Here is a 4,610-nt window from a genome sequence, read left to right as displayed (position 1 = left end):
ATAACTGATCTCATAATCCATGCCTTTTGGAAATGAACTGGCCTTCATCTCTGCCATTTTAGCTTTGATATCCTTAATGACCTGACTGGCATTGCTACCGTACGATTGCTTCACCGTAATTGCTGCAGAGGAGCGGCCATTCAGGTTGGAGTAGATGTCATACATCGAACTGCCGAATTCAACCGTTGCAACATCTTTCAGGCGTAAGATCTCGCCATCCGAACTGGATCGTAGAATGATATTCTCATATCCCTCCTTGTTTGTAAACCGTCCCGGATATTTCAATACATACTCAAAAGCCTGTGATCTTTTACCTGAGCTTTCACCTGTTTTCCCCGGCGAGGCTTCCAGGCTCTGCTCATTCAGTGCTTTCAGCACCTCTTCCGCAGAAATTTTGTAAGCCAGCATGCGGTCTGGCTTCAACCAAATACGCATGGCGTACTCCCGGTTACCCAGAATATCCGCTACGCCTACACCATCAACCCGCTTGAGTTCAGACAAAACATTGATGTCCGCGAAGTTGAACAGAAACTTCTGATCCATGTGCGGGTCCTTGCTGTATAAGTTAATATACATCAGCATATTCGATTCCTCCCGGGTTACCTTTACACCTTCGCGTACCACTAGCGGCGGTAACTTATTTACAACCGAAGCAACGCGGTTCTGGATATTGACCGATGCTTGATTGGGGTCTGTACCCAGGTTAAAGACCACCTGTATTGTTGCTTCGCCATCATTGCCGGCATCTGATGCCATGTATTTCATTCCTGGCACTCCATTAATCGCTCTTTCCAAAGGAATGACGACCGACTTGATCAGAAGTTCATTGTTTGCACCAGGATATTCGGCAGTAATATTCACCTTCGGCGGGGAGATGGAGGGAAATTGTGTTACAGGTAAGTGGGCCACCGCCAACACGCCCAGAAAAACAATAATAAGCGATATTACGATAGACAGGACAGGCCTGTGAATAAATTTGTTAAACATTTTAGGTTTACTTGTTTAAGGGATTAAATCACTATTCTGCTTTCAATTGCAGGTGGGAAATGGCATTCTGAGGCGTCACGAACTCATAATTGATCCTATCATCATCTTTCACCTTCTGCACACCTTCAAGCAGTATCCTGTCACGCCCGGAGAGTCCGCTTCCAACTACATACAAGTCCGGCATCTCACCATTCAAAGTGATGTTTCTGGATTTAACCACGTTGTTTTTATCTACGACAAAGACATACACCTTATCCTGAATTTCGTACGTAGCCTTTTGTGGAATGACAAGCGCATGGCGAAGTGGAACGTTCATTTGAATTTTACCCGTTTCACCATTCTTTAGCAGCTTGTCTGGATTGGGAAATCTGGCCCGAAAGGCAATGTTTCCAGTCTCCTTATTGAACTCACTTTCAATCGTCTCCACCTCACCCTTATAAGGCAGTGGTTGGTTGTTGGCCAAAAGCAAATTTACCTTGCTGTCTCCACGACCTTTGGTGTTTGTCTCATAGTCCAGATATTCGGGCTCAGAGACATTGAAGTAGGCAAACATCTGACTATTGTCTGAGAGGCTCGTCAGCAATTCACCGTCGTCGATCAGGCTACCAAGTTTCTTTGGTATCCTGTCGATCGTTCCGTCAAATGGCGCCCGTATCTCTGTGAAGGACAGGTGAAGCCGGGCAAGGGTGGTTTCAGCTCTTGCCTGATCCAACCTGGCCTGAGCCATAGCCATTTCATTCTTGGAGACGACATTCTTGTCTGCCAGTAATTTTGTATTCTGTAATTCTATTTCTGCAGATTTGGCTTCTGCCTGGGCTTTCAACAACTCGGCCTCATAGATCTTCGGCATAATCCGGAACAGCAACTGACCAGATTTAACCGATTGACCTTCATCTACATAGATATTTTGCAAATAGCCTTTTTCCTGTGCCCGGAGTTCAATATTGCGAACCGACTGAATCTGCGAGACGTATTCCCTGGTAAGAGATGTATCAACAACAGCAGGAGCGGTTACGGTATATTTACCCGGTTCTACTTTTTCTTCTTTTTTTCGTGTACAGCCAGTTTGGTACAACAAGGCAAGCAAGCCTGGGAGCATGAGAATTCTTTTCATGATGTATTGAAATTTAACGCAATTAGATGCTCGAATTGGGAGTTTTCTGAATGGAGGGTCAGCTACGAGATGTAATGCACAGGGCTCAGTAAACGGGTTTGCCGTGCATTAACAATGAAAAGGACCTGTCTATTCACCGGATAACGCGGAGCATGCCTCAGGTAGCTGAAAAATTGGGAATCTCAAAGTCTTAAAGACCGCTGGAAGATATTCTTGTAAGCGCCGGTTTGGCAAAGGTGATTGCAGAAGGGCAGCCGTTCCTTGGAGTAGATGCCATGAAGGCAAAAAACAATGGCATAGTAGAGGATCAAAGCGCAGAGCGCTGGTAGCAGGTATTTTCGGGCAGACATGTTATCGTCATCTTCATCGCTAAGGAATGACGTTGTAACTTCAGTCAGACCTGCACGCTTAATGGCAATGTGGCGATGGCCGTGCTCCGTGTATGGTACCCGATCAACTTTTTTGATGATCTTAACCTGAGAACCAGATGTTCCATTGGTAACAATATTCCCGGCTGCATGGATACTTAGTCCTGCCGATAGTAAGGTTAAGAATAGAAAAATTAGAAATATAGGTCTCATTGACGCGCCAAAAGTAATTTATAAGCCAACAACTTAATTCCTTACCAGGGATTTTGACAGTAATATTATAATATAGATTCAGATTATGGAGCTGGCGCTAAAAGAGATAAAGAGAGGTTCAGTTCCTCAAGATTTTATCCATTGCTTTTCCTTTCGCCAGTTCATCGACAAGTTTATCCAGATAACGAATTTTCTGCATCAACTTATCTTCAATTTCTTCCACCCGGTAGCCGCAAATTAATCCCGTGATTTTTGAGACATTGGCATTCAGCTGTGGTGCCTGTGCAAAGAAGGTCTCAAAGTCTGTTCCGGCTTCAAGATGCCATGTTAAGCTGTGCTGGTCGTAGCCTGTAAGCCAAAAGATAATTTCATCTACTTCGGCTTTCGTTCGCCCTTTCCTTTCCGCTTTCTTAATGTAAAGCGGATACACACTTGCAAAAGACATTCGGTATATCTTGGCGTTTTCCATCGTGCATGATTATTATTGTCAAAGATAATATTCAGGGTTGACCTAAGATCACCTTTCTGATTGTTTGAACGGATAATTTCATTTGTGCTATATTTAGTCATAAATACGATCATTATGATAAGGCACTACTTGATTCAGGAATTTGAGCATGAAGTAAACAGCACGCGCAGATTGTTAGAGGCCATTCCAGCCAAAGACCTCGAGTATAAACCTTCGGAAACTTCCTGGACAATGGGGGAGCTCGCACAGCACATCGCCACGATCTACTACTGGTATGTGGGGACGTTTACCCAGGACGTCTATGATATGGCCGCAGATAACGTCGAACGTGGTGATTCAAATGACATTGACGCAACAAGGGCTTTTTTTGAAGCCAATGTCGAACAAGCCAGAGCTGCGTTGATGTCGGTTTCAGATGAGAAGTTACAGGACAGCTGGACCATGAAAATTGGCGATCGCATCGTTCTTGGCCCCATGCCCCGTGGGGTTGTGGCACGGAGCTTCCTATTCAATCACACGTATCATCACCGGGGAGAAATGATTGTCTACCTGCGTGCTACAGGAAACAAAGTACCGGGTATGTACGGGCCAACTTATGAAGAAAGCCGGGGAGCCAGTTAATGCCTATGAACACACTAGAACAATTTAAAGCGTCCCTGAATGCCGATAAACCCGCGCACGATTTATCCATTCAGCTAAAGGCGCTCTGGTATGATGGGAAAGGAGATTGGAGTACAGCGCACAGCCAGGTTGACCACCTCTCAGATCCCGATTCGTCCTTAATACATGCGTACCTCCATCGTAAAGAAGGGGATATCTGGAACGCCGATTACTGGTATAGTAAAGCGAAAGAAAGTCGGCCAAATGTATCCCTGGAACAGGAGTGGGAGCAGCTCGCTATACGGTTTCTGGAGGATTGACGTACAACGGCGACGCAACGGGGGTAATCCTTATTGGAATTTCCTCAGGAAAATTTTATGCAGGTTCTCCAATGTTAAACAACGTTAAATCGTCAGTTCAAGACATCAGGGCTGCTATACTATCACCGACTTCGTACGATGAAATGGTTGTCGGATAAGTATTGCATACCCCTAGGTGGCAGTAGCTTTCCATAATCGATAAAGGGGAAACCATGGCATCAGACTTTGCTGCCGATCGCCGCGATTCAACTGGGACTGGAGCGGATTGTTTCCGCTATGCAGTTGCGCAACGGTCAACAAGGTACCAAGGGGTATAAGCCTATCTTTTAGCGCAATCCAGTGAGTCTCCGGCTTAAATTCGCTTGGTTAACTGGTGTGCGTTGAAACCGTTTTACGGTTCGTTGTAAACGAAGAAAGCCTCACATTTCTGTGAAGCTTTCTTGTGATCCCGCTGGGATTCGAACCCAGGACCACTACATTAAAAGTGTAATGCTCTACCAGCTGAGCTACGGAATCATTTCCTCTTTGTTTCTGAAGAG

6 protein-coding genes and 1 tRNA gene are annotated in these 4,610 nt (G+C 45.2%); 2 read left to right on the top strand and 5 right to left on the bottom strand.

The window, feature by feature from the left end; translation table 11 throughout:
- The 4 genes from ACKI5J_RS01335 to ACKI5J_RS01320 all read right to left on the bottom strand — a co-directional run.
- Positions 1-987: efflux RND transporter permease subunit (locus tag ACKI5J_RS01335; protein WP_407425724.1), on the bottom strand; the 987-nt coding region annotated here is incomplete at its 3' end.
- 31 nt (positions 988-1,018) lie between these two features.
- Positions 1,019-2,101, bottom strand: a complete 1,083-nt coding sequence (locus tag ACKI5J_RS01330; protein ID WP_407425722.1) for an efflux RND transporter periplasmic adaptor subunit — start codon at positions 2,099-2,101, stop codon at positions 1,019-1,021.
- Between the two features lie 182 nt (positions 2,102-2,283).
- On the bottom strand, positions 2,284-2,682 hold the full coding sequence (locus ACKI5J_RS01325) for a hypothetical protein (protein ID WP_407425720.1): 399 nt from the start codon (positions 2,680-2,682) through the stop codon (positions 2,284-2,286).
- A gap of 118 nt (positions 2,683-2,800) precedes the next feature.
- Positions 2,801-3,151: a DUF2200 domain-containing protein gene (locus ACKI5J_RS01320; protein WP_407425718.1), complete on the bottom strand. Its 351-nt coding sequence runs from the start codon at positions 3,149-3,151 to the stop codon at positions 2,801-2,803.
- Between the two features lie 114 nt (positions 3,152-3,265).
- Between ACKI5J_RS01320 and ACKI5J_RS01315 the strand changes: the two genes are divergently transcribed.
- Together ACKI5J_RS01315 and ACKI5J_RS01310 are read left to right on the top strand one after the other, a co-directional pair.
- A complete protein-coding gene (locus ACKI5J_RS01315; RefSeq protein WP_407425716.1) occupies positions 3,266-3,772 on the top strand; it encodes a DinB family protein in 507 nt (168 codons plus the stop codon).
- A 5-nt stretch (positions 3,773-3,777) separates the two neighbouring features.
- The gene (locus ACKI5J_RS01310; RefSeq protein ID WP_407425714.1) at positions 3,778-4,071 is read left to right on the top strand and encodes a hypothetical protein; all 294 of its coding nucleotides are present in this window, start codon (positions 3,778-3,780) and stop codon (positions 4,069-4,071) included.
- 443 nt (positions 4,072-4,514) lie between these two features.
- On the opposite strand, the gene ACKI5J_RS01305 is transcribed toward ACKI5J_RS01310, so the two are convergent.
- A tRNA-Lys gene (locus ACKI5J_RS01305) sits at positions 4,515-4,587 on the bottom strand.
- Positions 4,588-4,610: the final 23 nt, after the last annotated feature.

Source organism: Arcticibacter sp. (assembly GCF_045629565.1).
Classification (GTDB): Bacteria; Bacteroidota; Bacteroidia; order Sphingobacteriales; family Sphingobacteriaceae; genus Arcticibacter.
This window is presented reverse-complemented; position numbering and strand designations above follow the sequence as displayed.

Excerpts from the sequence above, each read along its gene's own strand:
- ACKI5J_RS01330 (WP_407425722.1), bottom strand. The coding sequence starts at position 2,101 with ATGAAAAGAATTCTCATGCTCCCAGGCTTGCTTGCCTTGTTGTACCAA.
- ACKI5J_RS01325 (WP_407425720.1), bottom strand. The coding sequence starts at position 2,682 with ATGAGACCTATATTTCTAATTTTTCTATTCTTAACCTTACTATCGGCA.
- ACKI5J_RS01320 (WP_407425718.1), bottom strand. The coding sequence starts at position 3,151 with ATGGAAAACGCCAAGATATACCGAATGTCTTTTGCAAGTGTGTATCCG.
- ACKI5J_RS01315 (WP_407425716.1), top strand. The coding sequence starts at position 3,266 with ATGATAAGGCACTACTTGATTCAGGAATTTGAGCATGAAGTAAACAGC.
- ACKI5J_RS01310 (WP_407425714.1), top strand. The coding sequence starts at position 3,778 with ATGAACACACTAGAACAATTTAAAGCGTCCCTGAATGCCGATAAACCC.